This window comes from Chromobacterium phragmitis (assembly GCF_003325475.1).
Taxonomy (GTDB): domain Bacteria; phylum Pseudomonadota; class Gammaproteobacteria; order Burkholderiales; family Chromobacteriaceae; genus Chromobacterium; species Chromobacterium phragmitis.
Genome location: NZ_CP029495.1, coordinates 1908034 through 1924993 on the forward strand (window position 1 = coordinate 1908034; position 16960 = coordinate 1924993).

Annotated in this window: 14 protein-coding genes; 13 read left to right on the forward strand and 1 reads right to left on the reverse strand. The window is 66.2% G+C overall.

Annotated features, from left to right (window positions below; genetic code table 11):
- The first annotated feature begins 31 nt into the window (after window positions 1-31).
- From DK842_RS09045 to DK842_RS09065, 5 genes are all read left to right on the forward strand, one after another.
- A complete protein-coding gene (locus DK842_RS09045; RefSeq protein WP_114061168.1) occupies window positions 32-931 on the forward strand; it encodes a LysR family transcriptional regulator in 900 nt (299 codons plus the stop codon).
- Between the two features lie 145 nt (window positions 932-1076).
- Complete coding sequence (locus DK842_RS09050; protein ID WP_114061169.1) at window positions 1077-1901, forward strand: S1/P1 nuclease; 825 nt, start codon at window positions 1077-1079, stop codon at window positions 1899-1901.
- 94 nt (window positions 1902-1995) lie between these two features.
- On the forward strand, window positions 1996-2637 hold the full coding sequence (gene pdxH, locus DK842_RS09055) for a pyridoxamine 5'-phosphate oxidase (protein WP_114061170.1): 642 nt from the start codon (window positions 1996-1998) through the stop codon (window positions 2635-2637).
- Between the two features lie 583 nt (window positions 2638-3220).
- Window positions 3221-4699, forward strand: coding sequence for a M4 family metallopeptidase (locus DK842_RS09060; RefSeq protein ID WP_114061171.1), 1479 nt, complete (start codon window positions 3221-3223; stop codon window positions 4697-4699).
- Window positions 4700-4802: 103 nt separating this feature from the next.
- Complete coding sequence (locus tag DK842_RS09065; protein ID WP_114061172.1) at window positions 4803-6053, forward strand: M28 family metallopeptidase; 1251 nt, start codon at window positions 4803-4805, stop codon at window positions 6051-6053.
- Between the two features lie 112 nt (window positions 6054-6165).
- Here the strand turns inward: DK842_RS09065 and ppc are convergent, their stop codons facing one another.
- Entirely contained in the window at window positions 6166-8862 is a 2697-nt protein-coding gene (ppc, locus tag DK842_RS09070) for a phosphoenolpyruvate carboxylase (RefSeq protein ID WP_114061173.1), read from the reverse strand.
- A 233-nt stretch (window positions 8863-9095) separates the two neighbouring features.
- On the opposite strand from ppc, the gene hemC reads away from it, so the two are divergent.
- The 8 genes from hemC (at window position 9096) to DK842_RS09110 (ending at window position 16934) form a co-directional block, all read left to right on the forward strand.
- Complete coding sequence (gene hemC / locus DK842_RS09075) at window positions 9096-10025, forward strand: hydroxymethylbilane synthase (protein ID WP_114061174.1); 930 nt, start codon at window positions 9096-9098, stop codon at window positions 10023-10025.
- Between the two features lie 31 nt (window positions 10026-10056).
- The gene (locus tag DK842_RS09080) at window positions 10057-10587 is read left to right on the forward strand and encodes a DUF1697 domain-containing protein (protein ID WP_168194857.1); all 531 of its coding nucleotides are present in this window, start codon (window positions 10057-10059) and stop codon (window positions 10585-10587) included.
- Entirely contained in the window at window positions 10584-11315 is a 732-nt protein-coding gene (locus DK842_RS09085) for a uroporphyrinogen-III synthase (RefSeq protein WP_114061176.1), read from the forward strand. The genes DK842_RS09080 and DK842_RS09085 overlap by 4 nt, the downstream gene beginning before the upstream one ends.
- Window positions 11312-12349 carry a uroporphyrinogen-III C-methyltransferase gene (locus DK842_RS09090; RefSeq protein ID WP_114061177.1) on the forward strand — a complete coding sequence of 346 codons (1038 nt, stop codon included), beginning with the start codon at window positions 11312-11314 and terminating at the stop codon, window positions 12347-12349. Before DK842_RS09085 ends, DK842_RS09090 begins: the two co-directional genes overlap by 4 nt.
- A 3-nt stretch (window positions 12350-12352) precedes the next feature.
- Entirely contained in the window at window positions 12353-13561 is a 1209-nt protein-coding gene (locus tag DK842_RS09095) for a heme biosynthesis HemY N-terminal domain-containing protein (protein WP_114061178.1), read from the forward strand.
- 362 nt (window positions 13562-13923) lie between these two features.
- Window positions 13924-14844: a transcriptional regulator GcvA gene (gcvA, locus tag DK842_RS09100; protein WP_114061179.1), complete on the forward strand. Its 921-nt coding sequence runs from the start codon at window positions 13924-13926 to the stop codon at window positions 14842-14844.
- 88 nt (window positions 14845-14932) lie between these two features.
- Window positions 14933-16516, forward strand: a complete 1584-nt coding sequence (locus tag DK842_RS09105; protein ID WP_114061180.1) for an MDR family MFS transporter — start codon at window positions 14933-14935, stop codon at window positions 16514-16516.
- Complete coding sequence (locus DK842_RS09110; protein WP_114061181.1) at window positions 16509-16934, forward strand: MarR family winged helix-turn-helix transcriptional regulator; 426 nt, start codon at window positions 16509-16511, stop codon at window positions 16932-16934. The genes DK842_RS09105 and DK842_RS09110 overlap by 8 nt, the downstream gene beginning before the upstream one ends.
- Window positions 16935-16960 lie beyond the last annotated feature (26 nt).

Here is a 16960-nt window from a genome sequence, read left to right on the forward strand (position 1 = left end):
TTGTGATTGAAATTATCTTTAGGAGAGAATAATGGAGTTGGACGAGCTGAAGATTTTCCAGGCGGTTCTGCAGGAAGACGGCATCACTCGCGCCGCTCAGCGTCTGCACCGGGTGCAGTCCAATGTCACCACCCGTTTGCGGCAACTGGAGGAAAAACTGGGCGTGGCGCTGTTCTTGCGCGAAGGCAAGCGCCTGATTCCCACTGCCGCAGCCTGGCGGCTCAACGACTACGCCGAGCGGCTGCTCTCCCTGGCGGAGGAGGCCAGGCAGGCGATGGCGGATGACGCGCCCAGCGGCCGCCTGCGGCTGGGCGCGATGGAAAGCACCGCGGCGGCGCGGCTGGCGCCGGTGCTGGCCGAATATCACCGGCGCTATCCGGCGGTGCGACTGGAGTTGCAGACCGGGGAGTCGCGAGGGCTGACTGCCGCCGTGCTGGACGGCGGTCTGGATGCCGCGCTGGTCAGCGGCCCGCTGCAGGACGACAGGCTGACGCAGAGCGTGGTGGCGGTGGAAGAAATCGTGTTGGTAGGAGGGGCGTCGCAGGGCAAGCCGTCGCTGGCGGAGCTGGCCGACTCCACTTTGCTGGCTTTCGGCAGCGGCTGTTCTTATCGGCAGCGGCTGGAGCTGTGGCTGCGGCGGCAGGGCGTGCAGCCGCGCCGCATCGTCGAACTGGGCTCCTACCACGCCATGCTCAGTTGCGTCGCTTGCGGCATGGGTTTGGCGCTGCTGCCTCGGGCGCTGCTGGACAGCATGCCGCAGATGGCTGCGCAGGTGTCGACGCACGGGCTGCCGGACGACCTGGCCAGCGCGCCCACCTTGCTGATACGTCGCGTCCAGACGCACCAACCGGCGCTGCAGGCGCTGGAAAACATGCTGCTGGAGCGGGGTTGGCGGGGAGGAGACAGTTGGCCTAATCCAGTAAACACTTGATTTGAAAGATTTCGACTTCAAAAAATTAACCTTCAATTTATCTTTAAATAAAAATATTTATCTGTTTTTCATATTTGTCCCGTATGATGCGCCGCGCTGGCATGCCGCCAGCCGATAAAACAAAAGCAATCAACCGGGAGAAATCATGAAGAAGGCACTCGCACTGCTGTTGTCCACCGCATTCGCCGTCAGCAGCGCCCAGGCGCTGGCCTGGGGCCAGGAAGGCCACCGCATCACCGGCTACATCGCCCAGCAACTGTTGAGCAGCAAGGCCAAGGCCGAAGTTAAGAAGCTGATTCCCAATGCCGATTTCGCGCAACTGGCGCTGTACATGGATCAGCACAAGCAAGAGCTGAAGCAAACGCTGCCGGGTTCCGACCAGTGGCACTACAACGATGAGCCGGTTTGTGCCGGGGTGACGGAAGACGAGTGCCCGAACGGCAATTGCGCGTCCAACCAGATCGAGCGCTATCGCCAGGTATTGGCCGATCGCAGCGCCAGCAAGGCAGACCGCGCGCAGGCGCTGACCTTCCTGATCCACATGGTGGGCGATATCCACCAGCCGCTGCACGCGGCCGACAATCTGGACCGCGGCGGCAATGATTTCAAGGTGCAGCTGCCGGGCAGCAGCAAGGTCAGCAATCTGCACTCGGTGTGGGACACCGCGCTGGTGCAGCAGGAACTGAGCGGCGCGGACGAGAAGAGCTGGGCGCAGACCGATTTGCGGCAATACCAGCGCAACGTCGCCGACTGGCAGCGCGGCGGCGTGATGGACTGGGTGCATGAGTCCAACCAGTACGCTCGCGCCGACGTCTACGGCCCGCTGGCTGGCTTCAGCTGCGGCGCGTCGCCGTCCACGCCGGTCTATCTGGACAACACCTATCTGCGCGCCGGCGGCCTGCTGGTGGACCAACAGCTGGCCAAGGCCGGCGCCCGCATCGCCGCGGTGATCAATCAGGCGTTGAATTAATACGCGAGGACGGCCCCGCTTCTGGTGGCGGGGCCGTCCGCCCGCGTTTCACCCGCGGGCCGGATCGACTAAGATGGGCGGTCAAGGAGGAAACATGTCGCTGAACCTTGCCGATATCCGTCTCGAATATTCGAAGAAAGAACTCTCGCCCGACGACTGCCTGCCCGACGCGGTAGCCCAGTTCGAAGTCTGGCTGAACGAGGCGATCGCCGCCCAGGTGGCCGAGCCGACGGCGATGAACATCGCCTCGGTGGACCCCGACGGCAGGCCATCGTCCCGCATCGTCCTGCTCAAGGGCGTGGAAGACGGCCAACTGCTGTTCTACACCAATTACCACAGCCGCAAGGGTCAGGCGTTGGAGGCCAATCCCTATGTCGCGCTGAATTTCTTCTGGCCGGAGCTGGAGCGGCAGGTGCGGGTGGAAGGCAAGGCCGTGCCTGTGGCGCCGGAAGTGTCGGACGCTTATTTCGCCAGCCGCCCCTACACCAGCCGCCTGGGCGCCTGGGCCAGCGAGCAGAGCCGCGAAATTTCGTCCAAGGCGGTGTTGGTGACCCGCGCCGCGATGTTCGGCGCCAGGCATCCGATCCATGTCCCGCGGCCCCCGCATTGGGGCGGCTACGAGGTCGCGCCGGACCGGGTCGAGTTCTGGCAAGGTCGGCCCAGCCGTTTGCATGACCGTGTGGCATATGTCTTGCAACCGGACGGGAGCTGGCGGCGAGCTCGGCTGGCGCCTTGATTCTTCTTGGCCGCTCGCGCGGCCATTCTCTATTTGGCAACTCGATTGTCAACTGTCATATTTTTTCGAATTGGAGTGATTTTGAAAAATATGGCATGAATATTTTGTACTTCTTTTGTTTGCCGCAGAACATCACCTCACCATGGATTGCCTTGTCAGGCAATTGATCCAGCGCAGTCTTGATTCATAGGCATCAAGACAACTGCCCAAAAGTACAGATGCATCCCGGCAAGAAAAATCCAATACATAATTTATGCATTTGGGATTTATTGGGTCGGGATAGTCCGGGCTTGCCCGGCCGCGTGGCAGACGCGCCGCCCTCCATCCCATAGGCTAGGTCGCAGGCCGGTCCGGCAGCAATTGGACGGCGAGCGGCGGCAGCAAGCGATGCGCACGGGCACGACAGAACGGCTCCGGCGCGCCACCATCGCCTCCTGCCTCAGTTCGCCCTCCCTGAAGGCGCATCTCGCCGAGGGGTGACAGTCCGTCCGGAACGACCGCGGCTTCCGGTACCGCTGGCCAACAGCCGGCGGTGTTGAGCGGGACATACCCGGTCCCGTCCTGTCTACATTTGGAGTTCGTGATGAGAAAAGAGCAACTGATGCTGCGTGGTCTGGTACTGTCCGCCCTGGCTGTCTTCAGCTCGGCGGCGATGGCTGCTGAGCGTATCGATCTGGAACGACTGGGCAAAGCCCAGGCCAACAGCTCAGCCGCAGCTGCCTTCACCGGCGTCAACCAGGCCGATCTGAAGCCGCTGCGCAGCACGCAATTCGCGTCCGGCAAGGTGGTGACCCGCTATCAGCAGTTCTACCAGGGCGTGCCGGTATGGGGCCAGTCCGTGGTGGAGGAAAAGCCGGCGGCCGCGCTGAAGTCCGCCCAAGGCAGGCTGTCCGGCCACTACATCGCCGGCATCCAGACCGACCTGGCCTCCGCGAAGCCGACGCTGAGCGGCGCTCAGGTGCTGTCGCAGGCCAAGTCGCTGAAGTCCGGCGGACACCCTACTCGCAACGAGAAGGCTGAATTGGTGGTGCGCCTGAACGAGCGCAACGTCGCCGAGCTGGTGTATCTGGTGTCCTTCGTGGTCGACGATGGCAAGGAGCCGAGCCGCCCGACCTTCATCATCGACGCCAACAACGGCCAGGTGCTGAAGCAGTGGAACGGCCTGAGCCATGCCGAAGCCAACGGCCCCGGCGGCAACACCAAGACTGGCAAATACCTTTACGGCACCGATTACGGTCCGCTGATCGTCACCAGCGACTGCAAGATGGACAGCGGCAACGTGATCACCGTCAACCTGAACGGCGGCACCAGCGGCAGCACGCCGTACAAGTTCGCCTGCCCGACCAACACCTACAAGCAGATCAACGGCGCCTACTCGCCGCTGAACGACGCCCACTACTTCGGCAACGTCGTGTTCAACATGTACAAGGACTGGTTCAACCTGCGTCCGATCACCCAAAAGCTGTACATGAAGGTCCATTACAGCCGCAACTACGAAAACGCGTTCTGGGACGGCAGCGCCATGCACTTCGGCGACGGCTACCGGACTTTCTATCCGCTGGTCTCGCTGGATGTTTCTGCGCACGAAGTCAGCCACGGCTTCACCGAGCAGAACTCCGGCCTGGTGTATGACGGCCAGTCCGGCGGCATCAACGAGGCATTCTCCGACATGGCCGGCGAAGCCGCCGAGTACTACATGAAGGGCAAGAACGACTTCCAAGTGGGCGCGGAGATCTTCAAGAGCACCGGCGCGCTGCGTTACTTCGCCGATCCGACCAAGGACGGCCGCTCCATCGGGAATGCCAAGGACTACTACGATGGCCTGGACGTTCACTACTCCAGCGGCGTGTACAACAAGGCTTTCTACTTGATCGCCACCAGCGCCGGCTGGAACACCCGCAAGGCGTTTGAAGTGTTCACCGACGCCAACCGCCTGTACTGGGACGCCAACGCCACCTACAACAGCGCCGCTTGCGGCGTGGTCAAGGCGGCAGACGCCCGCGGCTACAGCAGCGCGGACGTGACCAAGGCCTTCTCCGCTGTCGGCGTAAGCTGCCAGTAAGCCGAAGCCGATGCGCGCCCCCGTTGCGGGGGCGCGTTCGGCGTTTTGCCGGCGTCTTGGTGCGGGTTCCGACGGCGCCGGCCTTCGCTCGGGAGTTCCAAACATGTTGAAACTGAGTCAAACCGCCCTGTTGGTGATGCTGGGCTTGGCCGGCGCCGCCCAGGCCCAGCCGGTCTGGATTTCGGTGGGGGATCAGGGCTACCGGCTGCTGCGCCAGCTGGATGCCGGCGTCAAGAGTCAGGAAAGCGGCAAGCTGGCCGCCAACGGTCGCCTGGCCAAGGGCGATGCCGCCGCGGAAACCGTGCACCTGGTGCAGGTGGACGAAGCGTTGCTGCCCAAGCTGTCCGATTCCATCCATGAAAATCTGCGTCATTGCGGCGGCTTCATCGTCCACCGCGATCTGCAGGACGCTCGCGCCGCTCTGAAGGGCGCCGCCGCGCCGTTGGCCGGGCTGGCAGCGCCCAGCTACGCGATAGACAACCAGGCCATCGTCAACAAGCTGCTGCCGCAGCTGCAGGACAGCAATGTGCTGGGCACCATCCAATCCTTGTCCAACTACCAGAACCGGTTCTATACCACCAGCCACGGCGTCAGCGCGTCCAACTGGATCGCCAGCCAATGGAAACAGCTGGCTGGCAGCCGTTCGGACGTGACAGTCGAGCAGTTCGCTCATGCCAACTGGCCGCAGAAATCGGTGATCCTCACCATCAAGGGCAGCGACAACGCGGCGGAAACCGTGGTGCTGGGCGGACACCTGGACTCCACAGTCGGCAGCGGCACCGGCGAGAGCAGCCGCGCGCCGGGCGCCGATGACGACGCCTCCGGCGTTGCCAGCTTGACCGAAGTGATCCGCGTGTTGATGGCCGGCAACTACCAGCCGCGCCGCACCGTCAAGTTCATGGCCTACGCGGCGGAGGAAGTGGGCCTGCGCGGCTCTGCCGATATCGCCAAGCGCTTCAAGCAGCAACAGGCCAAGGTCGTGGGCGCGCTGCAGCTGGATATGACCAACTATCAGGGCGACGCCGAAGACATTTTCCTGTTCACCGACTACACCAACGCCGCGCAGAATACTTTCCTCGCCAATCTGGCCAAATACTATCTGCCCACGTTGAAAGTCGGTTACAGCAAATGCGGCTATGCCTGCTCGGATCATGCTTCGTGGAACGCGCAGGGCTATGCGGCATCGTTCCCGTTCGAGTCCAGCTTCAACAATTCCAACCCCTACATCCACAGCCGCAACGACACGCTGGCCAGCATGGACAACCAGGCTGAGCATGCGTTGAAGTTCTCCCAGCTGGCGTTGGCCTACGCGGTGGAACTGGGCAGCGACGGGCCGGCGGCCAAGGCGCGCTGACCATTTTCCGCCGCGGCGGCGCTCCTGCCGCGGCGTTTGTGCCCGCGCGGAGCCGGCGTTGCCGGTTCCGCGTTTTTTTGCCCGCGGCCACCGCGGACGGGGCGCGCCCGGCTCAGCCGGTGTTGCGCAGGCCGGCGGAGGTGCCGTTGATGGTCAGGTGGATCGCGTACAGCGTGTCCTCGTCGTCCGGCTCGGCGCGCAGCTTGGCCAGCAAGTCGGCTTGCAGCAGGCCCAGCGCGTCGAGGAAGGGCAGCCGAGTTTCCAGGCTGCGCAGCAGCGTCGGGTTGCCTTCCAGCAGCTCGGCCTGGCCGGTGATGGCGAAGAAGGCGTCATGTGTTTTGCGCCACTCCGCCTCAATCGCGCCGAACAGCCGCGCCGCCAGCTCGCGGTCGGCCACCAGTTCGGAGAAACGGCGGGCAATGCCGAGATCGGCCTTGGCCAGCACCTGCTCCATATTGGACAGCATCACCTGGAAGAACGGCGAATGGCGGTACAGATGCTGCAGCCGGGACAAGCCGGCGTCGCCGTGCTTTTGCACGTAGGCGGCCACCGCGGAGCCGACGCCGAACCAGCCTGGCAGCATCAGCCGCGACTGCGACCACGAGAACACCCATGGGATGGCCCGCAGATCGCCGATGGCCGACAGGCTCTTGCGCGAGGCTGGCCGGCTGCCGATGTTGAGGCGGGCGATGGCGGTCACCGGCGTCGCCTCCAGGAAGTACTGCATGAAGCCTGGCGTTTCCACCAGCGCGCGGTAGGCGGCGAAGGCGCTGGCCGACAATTCGTCGAACAGCGCACCGTCCACCTCGCCGCCGGGGATGTTGCCCAGGCTGGCCTCCAGCGTCGCCGCCACCAGCGCCTCCAGATTGCGGCCGGCGATGGCCGGGTCGGAATATTTGGCGGTGATCACCTCGCCCTGTTCGGTGATGCGGATGCGGCCGGCGACGCTGCCTGCCGGCTGGGCGACGATGGCTTCGTAGGACGGGCCGCCGCCGCGGCCCACCGAGCCGCCGCGGCCGTGGAACAGCTGCAGCCGCGCGCCGGCGTCGGCGAACGCTTTCACCAGCCGGGTTTCTGCCTGGTAGAGCTGCCACTGGCTGGTCAGATAACCGCCGTCCTTATTGCTGTCGGAATAGCCCAGCATCACTTCCTGCACCCGTTCGCGGCTGGCCAAGAGCTGCTGGTACCAGGGCAGGGCGAACAAGGCGCGCATCACCGCCTCGCTGTTTTCCAGATCGGCGATGGTTTCGAACAGCGGCACCAAATTGACGCTGGCGCGCGGCGCGCCGTCTTCCAGCCGGATCAGGCCCGCTTCCTTGCACAGCAGCGCCAGGGCCAGGATGTCGCTGACGCTGGCGCAGTTGGAAATGATGCATTGGCCGATGGCTTCGGCGCCGAACTCGCGCTGGATGGCGGCCGCCTCGCGGAAGATGGCCAGCTCCTTCTCGGCCTGCTCGCCGTAGCGCAGGTAGGGCGAAAACAGCAGCCGCGGCGTGGAGAGTTCGCGGCTCAGCACCCGCACCTTCGCCGCCTCGTCCAGCGCCTGGTATTCCTCCAAACCGGCGGCGCTGAACAATTCCGCCACCACCGCGCCGTGCACCGCCGCGTGCTGGCGCAGGTCCAGCGGCATCAGGAAGAAGCCGAACACGTCCACGGCGCGAATCAATTGCTCCAGGCGCCCTTCGGCCAGCAACGCGCTGCCGTGCGCGCGCAGCGAGGCGGACAGGCCGCCCAGGTCCTGGATCAGCTCGCGGTGGTCGCGATAGGGCGCGCGTTCATCCCAGCGGCAGCTCAACTCCACGCCGCGGAGCCGGGCCGTTGCGCGAAGCCGGCCCTGCATCGTCGCCAGCGCGCGGCGATAGGGTTCTTCGGAGCGGCTGACCGCCTGGTCGGGCGAGTCGTCGGCCAGCGCCAGCACCGCGTCGCTGGCGACCACCAGCCGCGACGACAGCGACAACTCGCGGTATAGGCTTTGCAGCTCGCGCAGATAGTGTTCAAACGCTTGCTGCGCTTGGCGCGTCACCGCGTGGCGCAGCAAGCGGGCGTCGACATTGGGGTTGCCGTCCCGGTCGCCGCCTATCCAGCTGCCCACGCGCAGGAAGGACGGCAGCCGCGCTTCCTCGCCCCATAATTGGCCGATCTCGCGCTCCAGCCGGCGGTACAGCGCCGGCAGCGCCTCGAAGAAGGCCAGTGGATGATAGGCGACGCCGTTGGTGATTTCGTCGCGCACCGTCATTTTGAAATGGCGGATTTCGGAGGTCTGCCACAGCGCCAGGATCACGCGCTTGAGCTTGGCCTCCAGTTCGGCCCGCTCTTCCGGCGTCAGGTCCGGCGCGTTCAACTGCGACAGGAAGCGGCGCACCGCGCGGTGGCCGTCTAGCACGCTCTGGCGCTGCACTTCGGTCGGGTGGGCGGTGAGGATGGCGCCCACCTTGGCGTGGCAGAGCAACTGATGCAGCGAGTGGAAGCTGACGCCGTCCTGGCGCAGCCTCTGCAGCGCGCGCGGCAGGCTGCCCTGTTGCGGCGCGGAGCCTGCCAGCTGGTGGGCGCGGCGACGGCGGTTGTGGTGCAGGTCTTCGGCGATGTTGAACAGCTGCGCGTACAGGCCGCAGGCGCGCAGCAGCGAGGCGGCCGCCTCCGGCGCCAACTGCGGCAGCGGGTGGCTGCGCTCGTCGCCGCGGCGCAGCGCGATCGCCTGCACCGCGCCGGACACCACCGCGCCCTCCTGCTCGTTCACCACCTCGGCCAGCAGCCGGTCCAGACAGGCCAGGTCGGACCGCAACGGCAGGTCCTTGTCGTGTTCGCTCATGGTTTGGTCCCTGTGTTTGACTCGTCAGGCATGGCCACGGGGGACATGGCCATGCCTCACCGGTCAAAGGCAAACATTCATCATAAGCAGCTTGCGCGCCGTAGTGGACACGCTACGGCATTTTTCCGCGCTTCGCCTTGATCTTGCTGCGTCGCAGCAACAACCGGCGCAAGCCCATGACGGCCGCGTGGTAGAATCGAACCGTAATTACATCCCATCGGGAATCCGGTTTCATGGACAAGATCGTCATCGCCAGCCGCGAAAGCCGGCTGGCCATGTGGCAGGCCGAGCACATCCAGGCCCGGCTGCAAGCGCTGTACCCGCACCTCGCCGTCGAAATCCTCGGCATGACCACCCAGGGCGACCAGATTCTGGACAAGACGCTGTCCAAGATCGGCGGCAAGGGCCTGTTCGTCAAGGAGCTGGAGCAAGCCTTGATCGATGGCCGAGCCGATCTGGCCGTGCATTCGCTGAAGGACGTGCCGATGACGCTGCCGGACGGCTTCGCGCTGGCGGCGGTGTGCGAGCGCGAGGACCCGCGCGACGCCTTCGTCTCCAACCGCTACCAGAATCTTTCCGAGCTGCCGGCCGGCAGCGTGGTGGGCACCTCCAGCCTGCGGCGCGAAGCCCAGCTGCGGGCCCGCTTCCCGCAACTGGCGGTGAAGCCCTTGCGCGGCAATGTGCAGACCCGGCTCCGCAAACTGGACGACGGCGAATTCGACGCCATCATCCTGGCCGCCGCGGGCCTCAAGCGGCTGGGCCTGGCCGACCGCGTCAAGAGCGAGCTCGCGCCGTCGGAAAGCCTGCCTGCCGCCGGACAAGGCGCGCTGGGCATCGAGATCCGCCAGGACCGCGCCGACCTGATGACGCTGCTGGCGCCGCTGAACCACCCGGATACCCGCGCCTGCACCGCCGCCGAGCGCGCGCTGGCCAAGGAGCTGGGCGGCAGCTGCCAGGTGCCGCTGGGCGCGTTCGCCACGCTGGCCGACGGCGCGCTGACCCTGGGCGGACTGGTCGCCCATCCGGACGGCTCGGTGGTGCTGACCGCCAGCGCCAGCGCGCCGGCCGACTACGCCGAGGCGCTGGGCCGCGCGGTGGCCAAAAAGCTGATCGACGCCGGCGCGCGCCCGTTGATCGACGCGGTGCTGGCCGATCCGCGCTGACGGCGGCATCGCCATATCGATGGAGGCGGCAATGGAGTCCTGCGTCGCGCTGATCCGCGGCATCAATGTCGGCAAGGCCAAGCGCCTGGCGATGGCCGATTTGCGCCGGATGGCGGAGGCGCTCGGGGCCGAGTCCGTCGCCACCGTGCTCAACAGCGGCAACCTGGCCTGCCGCCATCGGTCCGCGCCGCGGCTCGCCGCCGGCCTGGAAGCCGCCATCGTCCGCGACTGCGGTTTTTCCGCTCGCGCGCTGGCGCTGGGCGGCGCGGAACTGGAGGCCATCGCCGCCGGAAACCCTTACGCCGATCTCGCTGCCGATCCCGCGCGTTTGCTGGTCGCGTTCCCGCTGGAGCCTTCGGCGCTGGCGGACTGCGCCGGGGTGGCGTACGACAAGGCCGGTCCGGAGCGGCTGCATGCCGGCGACGGTGCGGCCTATCTATGGTGCGCGGACGGCCTGAGAGACAGCCCGTTGGCCGCCGCCTTCGCCAAGCGGCTGGGCGAGCGCTTCACCATTCGCAACTGGGCCACCACGCTCAAGCTGCTGCAGGCCTTGCCGAGATGAAACGCGTCCTCGCCGCCCGCCCGCTGGCGCAGTGCGCAGGCCTGCTGGACAGGCTGCGCGCCGAAGGCTGGCAGGCCGGACGCCTGCCGTTGATGGAAATCGAGCCGCTGCCGAACGCGCTGGCGGCGCTGCCGGCGCAGGCCTCGCCGGCGGACACGTTGTTCTGGGTCAGCCCCAGCGCCATCGATGTCGGCTGGCCGGCGTTGGCGGACATGGATTTTTCCGGCAAGCGGCTGGCCTGCGTCGGCGCGGCCAGCGCCCGCCGGCTGGCCGATTTGTCCGGCCTGGCCGTGCTGCACCCACAGGCCGGCAGCGACAGCGAGGCGCTGCTGGCGTTGCCTGAGTTGGCCGATGTCTCGGGCCAGGACTGGCTGATCGTGCGCGGGCAGGGCGGCCGCGCGCTGCTGGCCGACGCGCTGGCCGAGCGCGGCGCGCGGGTGGGCATCGCCGAAATCTACCGCCGCGTCGACGGCGCGCCGGATTGGGCGGCTTTCGACGCCGCTCCGCCCGATGCCGTCATCATCACCGCGGGCGAAATGGTAGAGCAAATGTTCCGTCTGGCTGGCCCGCGCCGGACGGGGACGCTACAATGCCTGCTATATTGCGTGCCGCATCCGCGTATCGCCGAGCGCCTGGCCGCCTTCGGCGCGACACGCATCGTGACAACCCGGGCCGACGATGCCGCATTGGTCGCCGGCCTAAAAGAATGGTTCCGTCGTCACCCATGAGCGAATCCCAGATCCACGAAGCCGTCCCGGCCCAGCAGCCGGCATCCCGCAAGCGCCCCAATTTCGCCATCCTGGTGGCGATCGCCGCGCTCGGGGTTTCCGGCTGGCAGTTCTACACCACCCAGCAGCAGTTGGACTCGATGCGCCAGGAACTGGCGCGCCGGCTGGCGGAAGGCAGCGGCGCCGGCAAGGAGCAGCGCGCCATCGCCGAGCAGGCGATGCTGGCCGCGCGCGCCACCGACGGCAAGCTGGCGCTGGTGGAAGCGAGGGTCAACGAGTCTGCCGGCCAGTACGCGACGCTGAACGGCATGTATCAGGAGCTGACCAAGAACCGCACCGACTGGCTGCTGTCCGAGATCGAGCACACGCTGGCCATCGCCAGCCAGCAGCTGCAGCTGGCCGGCAATGTCAGCGCCGCGGTCTCCGCGCTGGAAATGGTGGACGCGCGGCTGTCCAAATTCGACCGTCCGCAGCTGATCGGCGTGAAGAAGGCGGTGGCCACCGACCTGGAAAAGCTGAAGGCGCTGCCCTATCTGGACAGCGTCGGCCTGACCGTCAAGATCGACCGGTTGATGCTGAGCGTGGACTCGATGCCGCTGGTGGTGGACGCGCACCGTCTGGGCGCTGCGCAGCCTGGCAAGCCGGCGCAGCCGCCGGCCACCGCGCCCTGGTGGGAGCGCCTGTCCGCCGAGATCGGCGGCAGCCTGGGCGAATTGATCCACATTCGCCGCATGGACAAGCCCGAGGCGCTGCTGTTGTCGCCGGAGCAGGCGTTCTTCCTGCGCGAGAACCTGAAGATGCGGCTGCTGGACGCGCGCCTGGCGCTGATGCAGCGCGACGGCAAGACCTACGCAGCCGACATCGCCGCCGCCCGCAGCTACGTGCAGCGCTACTTCGACCGCGACGCCGCCGCCACCACGCAGTGGCTGGCGACGCTGGGCGAGCTGGAAGGCGCGCCCCTGGACATCAGCCTGCCGGACATGAGCGCCAGCCTGAAGGCGGTGCGCGACGCCCAAGGCAACAGCGGGGAGTAAACGGTGAGATTCGCATTGTGGATTACCGGCCTGTTCGCGCTGGCCGTGCTGGTGGGGCTGGCCTCCACCCTGAATAACGGTTACGCCATCCTGTTCCTGCCGCCGTACCGGATGGAGGTGTCGTTCAATCTGATGATCGTGCTGGTGGTGCTGCTGATCGTCGTCACCCACATCGCGCTGCGGTTGATCGCGCTGGCGGCCGACCTGCCGCGCCAAGTGCAGCGCTTCCAGCGCCAGAAGAAGCTGAAAGCCGCCCGCCACGCGTTGCGCGAAGCCGGCATCGCCTTCTTCGAGGGCCGTTTCCAGAAGGCCGAGCGAGAGGCTTCCAAATCGCTGGGCGACGAGTACTCGGCCGAGAACCGCGCGCTGGCTCTGCTGATCGCCGCCCGCGCCGCTGGCGCCGCCGGCGACAACGGCAAGCGCGACGAGTATCTGGGCCAGCTGGACCAGTTGCCGGCGCGGCTGCAGTTGGCGCGCCATATGTTGGACGCCGAGCTGAAGCTGGAGGACAAGGACGCGCAAGGCGCGCTGGTGGCCATCGAGCGCGCGCGCGCGTTGTCGCCCAACTTGACCAACGCGCTGAGGCTGGAGCTGAAGGTGCGTCTGCTGCAAAAGCAGCCTGAAGCGGTATTGTCGCTGACCGAGAAGCTGTTGAAGGCCGACGCGCTGGAGCCGGAACAGGCCCGCCGCTACCGGCTGGCCGCTTACCAGCAGCAACTGGCCGGCCTGCTGTCCGAGCGCGAAGTGAAAGAGTGGCTGCGCCGCATTCCGGACGCCGAGCGGGCCAACCCGCAGCTGTTGCAGCAAGTGGTCGCCCATCTGATCAAGCTGCAGGAGTACGACTACGCCGCCACCCTGCTGGCCGGCGCGCTGGCCAGCGACGATTCCGAGTTGCCGGAGCTGGCGCGCGAACTGGGCCAATTGGCGGCTCATCTGAGCGTGGACAAGCGGCTGGATCTGTTGAAGAACGCCGAAAACTGGCTGAAGCAGCGCCCGCGCGACCATTGGCTGCTGCTGGCGCTCGGCCGCTTGGCGCAGGCGCAGCAGCTGTGGGGCAAGGCGCAAAGCTATCTGGAGGCCAGCGTGTCCATCCAGCCGACGTTGTGCGCGCACGCCGAGCTGGCCAAGCTGTTCGAGGCCATCGGCAAGGAAGACGCTTCGCAGTTGCATTACCAGAAGAGCCTGGAGCTGGCCTTGAGCCAGGGCTGCTGAGCGCGTACGGTCGCGCCGACCGCCATCCCCGCGATGCCGCCCGCCATTTGGCCGGCGGCATTTTTCATGCCCCGCAGGCAAAAAAATCGGACCCCGGGGGGTCCGTGCATGCCAACGTGGACTGGCAGACAATCAATCGATACGAGAGCGCGGCCGGCATCCTGTCTGACAATAAGGATGCCGAACGACGAAAGCTGTGCCAGAATCAACCATTATGCATGGCTGACCCCAGATCTATGCATGGCGCCTGCTCCCGCCGCGCCGGTTCCGGCCGCGACAACGTCCACCAGCATACGTTGAGGCGCGAGTTTGCACAAAGCAGTTAATCTCATGAAAACTATGAAGAAAAGGCATGTAACAGCATGAAGCTGCCTCCGCTGAATGCCCTGCGCGTGTTCGTCGTCGCCGCCGAGCACCTGTCGTTCACCCGCGCCGCCGCCGCGCTCAGCCTCACCCAGGGCGCGATCAGCCGCCATGTCCAGACGCTGGAGGAGTATTACGGCGCCACCTTGTTCACCCGCCAGGCGCGCGGCCTGGCCTTGACCGCCGAGGGCGAGGCGCTGGTGAAGCCGGCGCGGGAGGCGTTTCAGCTGCTGAATGAGGCCAGCGAGGCGCTGCGCCTGCGCCAGAGCGATTTGCGGGTTCGCATGCCGCCGACGCCGGCCATGCGCTGGGTGTTGCCCAACCTGGCGGATTTCCAGGCGCGCCATCCGGAGTACACGCTGCATCTCTTGACCCAGCTGATCCACAATAAGCCGTTCAACCGCGCCGAGTACGATCTGGCCGTGGTAGGGCTGTCCAGCCCGGAGGCTGCGCCCGATTTGCGGCTGGAGTGCATCTGCCGCGAGAAGCTGATTCCCGTATGCGCGCCCAGCCTGTTGGCCGGCAAGCATCCGCTGCATGTGCCGGACGATCTGAAACACCATACGCTGCTGCACCCGTGGCGCGACCAGAACACCTGGAAACGCTGGTTGAAACTGGCCGGCGTCAACGGCATCAACCCGGAGAGCGGCGTGACTTTCGACGCGCTGGAATACGCGCTGCACGCGGCGGTGGCCGGCATGGGCGTGACGCTGGCCCAGGCGTCGATGGTGACTCAGGACCTGGACAGCGGCCGGCTGGTGATCCCGTTCGATACCGTGCTGGAAACCGAGTGGGCCTACTACCTGGTGTATCCGCACGAGCTGGCGGAGCTGCCCAAGGTGCGGGCCTTCCGCGACTGGCTGGTGCACACCGTGGCCCACAGCGAGGAAGCCAGCTGGCTGACGCGGCAGGGCTACTGACGCTCAATATTTGTTAACCGCCGCGGCATGGCGAGCCCCACCGCCGCGGCGCATAATGATTGACATAGCAATTATTGCCATATCAATCATGAATGCTCTCCCCTCTTCATACGATGTGGACGCTGGCCTGAATTTTCGACAGCGCGTGCTGGCCATGCTGGGCCTGTGCTGCGTGCTGATCATGGTGGCGCTGGACCAGACTGTGGTCGGGACCGCTATGCCTACCGTGGTGGCCGATTTGCATGGCTTCGCGCTGTATGCCTGGGTCGGAACCTCCTATCTGCTGACCTCGGTCATCACGGTGCCCATCTTCGGCAAGCTGGGCGACGATCATGGCCGCAAGCCCTTCGTGCTGGCCGCCATCGTGTTGTTCACCGCCGCCTCCATGCTGTGCGGCCTGGCGCAGGACATGATGCAGCTGGTGCTGGCGCGCGCGCTGCAGGGCGTCGGCGGCGGCATGCTGGTGGCCACTACCTTCGCCTGCGTGCCGGATCTGTTTCCGGAAACCCGCGAGCGGTTGCGCTGGCAAGTGATGCTGTCCGCGTCTTTCGGCCTGGCCAACGCCGTAGGGCCGTCGCTGGGCGGCTTCCTGACCGAGTACTTCGGCTGGCGCTCGGTCTTCTTCGTCAATCTGCCGGTCGGCCTGGCCAGCCTGGGTTTCGTCTGGCGCTTTCTGCCGGTGATCCGCCACGCGGCCAGGCCTCCGTCGCGGCTGGATTGGCAAGGGGCGGTGCTGATCGCGCTGTTTCTCGGCTCGCTGCAACTGGCGGTGGAGTGGCTGCCGCAGCACAAGCCGCCGCTGTTGCTGGGCCTGCTCGCCGGCCTGGGCCTGGCCGCGCTGGCCACGCTGATCTGGTGGGAAAAGCGCAGCCCCAATCCGCTGTTGCCGCCCAGCATGCTGTCGCATCCAGGCCTGGCGCCGCTGTTCGGGCTGTCGCTGCTGATGGGCTTCGGCATGTTCGCGGTGATGTACTACGCGCCCTTGATGTTCCAGGCCGGTTTCGGCTTGTCGCCCAACCAGGCAGGCATTCTGGTGACGCCGCTGGTGGTATTCATCACCATAGGCAGCATGTTCAACGGCCGCATCGTGCAGCGCCTGCGCCATCCAACGAGGCTGTTGGGGCTGGGTCTTCTAATGTTCGCGCTGACCGCGGCGCTGCTGGCGCGGACCACGACGGCCACCGCCCACGGGCTGATCATCGCCAACATGATGCTGGGCGGTCTGGGGCTGGGCCTGTTGATGCCCAATCTGACCATTTTCGTCCAACAATTGGCGCCCAGGCGGCAGCTGGGCGTGTCGACCGCCATGCTGCAGTCGACGCGGATGGTGGGCGGCATGCTGGGCACCGCGGTGATGGGCGCGGTGGTCAGCCACCATTTCCAGCAGGGCGTCGCGTCCATGCTGGCTGCCCGACACGGCGAGGCATGGCGCGAACGGCTGTCCGATCCGCAGACGCTGCTGAACGCTGGCAGCCTGGCGCAATTCCGCCAGGCTGCGGCATCCGGCGCGGACGCGCTGCTGGCGGCCAGCCGCGAATTGCTGGTGTCGTCCATTCATTACAGCCAGTGGCTGGTGGCGGCGGGGCTGCTGCTGGGCTTGTGGCTGGTGCGCAAGGTGCCGGTGGTGGCGTTGGACGGCGCGGCGCCCGAAAAGGCGTTGAGCCATGAGTGAGCGCCAACCCAATCTCCTGCAGCAGCTGGGCCGCAGCAACCGCGCGATGTATGGCGCGTTCGAGGGCCAAGTAGGCCAGGCGCTGCCGCGCTGGCGCGTGCTGAAGGCGCTGGAGGAGCTGGGCACCGCCAGCCAGAAGCGGCTGGCCTGCCACCTGCAGATGGACCCCGGCGCGCTGACGCGGCAGCTGAAGCCGCTGGAGGCCGAGAAGCTGGTGAGGCGAAACGCCGATCCGGCCGACAACCGCCAGACGCTGGTGACGCTGGACGCGGCCGGCGAGGCGTTGCTGCGCGAGGCCGCGCCGCAGCGGCAGGCGTTCTTCGATCAGGCCTTGAGCGGCATCGACGCCGAGTCGCTGGAAACCGCGATGCGGGTGTTGCGGCAACTGGAGGAGCGTTTCCGAAGCATGGGCCGTTGAGGGCGCGCAACATCCGCCTTCCGCGT

Bases quoted from the DNA above. Each gene is read 5' to 3' on its own strand.
- DK842_RS09045 (WP_114061168.1), top strand. From the start codon at position 32: ATGGAGTTGGACGAGCTGAAGATTTTCCAGGCGGTTCTGCAGGAAGAC.
- DK842_RS09050 (WP_114061169.1), top strand. From the start codon at position 1,077: ATGAAGAAGGCACTCGCACTGCTGTTGTCCACCGCATTCGCCGTCAGC.
- pdxH (WP_114061170.1), top strand. From the start codon at position 1,996: ATGTCGCTGAACCTTGCCGATATCCGTCTCGAATATTCGAAGAAAGAA.
- DK842_RS09060 (WP_114061171.1), top strand. From the start codon at position 3,221: ATGAGAAAAGAGCAACTGATGCTGCGTGGTCTGGTACTGTCCGCCCTG.
- DK842_RS09065 (WP_114061172.1), top strand. From the start codon at position 4,803: ATGTTGAAACTGAGTCAAACCGCCCTGTTGGTGATGCTGGGCTTGGCC.
- ppc (WP_114061173.1), bottom strand. From the start codon at position 8,862: ATGAGCGAACACGACAAGGACCTGCCGTTGCGGTCCGACCTGGCCTGT.
- hemC (WP_114061174.1), top strand. From the start codon at position 9,096: ATGGACAAGATCGTCATCGCCAGCCGCGAAAGCCGGCTGGCCATGTGG.
- DK842_RS09080 (WP_168194857.1), top strand. From the start codon at position 10,057: ATGGAGTCCTGCGTCGCGCTGATCCGCGGCATCAATGTCGGCAAGGCC.
- DK842_RS09085 (WP_114061176.1), top strand. From the start codon at position 10,584: ATGAAACGCGTCCTCGCCGCCCGCCCGCTGGCGCAGTGCGCAGGCCTG.
- DK842_RS09090 (WP_114061177.1), top strand. From the start codon at position 11,312: ATGAGCGAATCCCAGATCCACGAAGCCGTCCCGGCCCAGCAGCCGGCA.
- gcvA (WP_114061179.1), top strand. From the start codon at position 13,924: ATGAAGCTGCCTCCGCTGAATGCCCTGCGCGTGTTCGTCGTCGCCGCC.
- DK842_RS09105 (WP_114061180.1), top strand. From the start codon at position 14,933: ATGAATGCTCTCCCCTCTTCATACGATGTGGACGCTGGCCTGAATTTT.
- DK842_RS09110 (WP_114061181.1), top strand. From the start codon at position 16,509: ATGAGTGAGCGCCAACCCAATCTCCTGCAGCAGCTGGGCCGCAGCAAC.